The sequence below is a fragment of the Streptomyces sp. NRRL F-2664 genome (genome assembly GCF_000719345.1).
Taxonomy (GTDB): Bacteria; Actinomycetota; Actinomycetes; order Streptomycetales; family Streptomycetaceae; genus Streptomyces.
In genome coordinates, this window is record NZ_JOFX01000394.1 from 1 (window position 1) to 389 (window position 389).

1 pseudogene is annotated in these 389 nt (G+C 69.4%); it reads right to left on the reverse strand.

Features of this window, described 5'->3' with window-relative positions:
- Positions 1 to 364, reverse strand: a pseudogene (locus IF89_RS0136255) (ABC transporter permease); the annotation flags it as partial.
- Between the last annotated feature and the right edge of the window lie 25 nt (positions 365 to 389).

The window sequence follows — 389 nt, forward strand, 5'->3', positions numbered from 1 at the left end:
ACTTCACGCGGGCGACGAGCAGGCCGAGCGGGGTGCCGATCGCCAGCGCGAGCAGGAAGCCGAGCAGGCCGCGGGAGACGGAGGTCCAGATGACCTCCAGCAGCGTCCCTTGGATCCACATGTCGGACAGGCTGTCCCACACCGCGGAAAGAGCGGGCAGCTTGTTCTCCTCCGTGACGCCGAGGGAGACGAGGAGCTGCCAGACGACAAGCACCAGGGACACGGCCAGGACCGGCGGGAGCGCTTTCTCGATCAGGACCTGTCTGAGCGGCGAACGCCGGACCTCGACGGCGTCCAGGGCGTCGAGGCCGGCCTCCAGTCCCGCGAGGTCGTCCGTGGTCGCCTTCGTGTCAGTGCTGGCCATGGCGGCGGATCTCCCCACGCAGGTG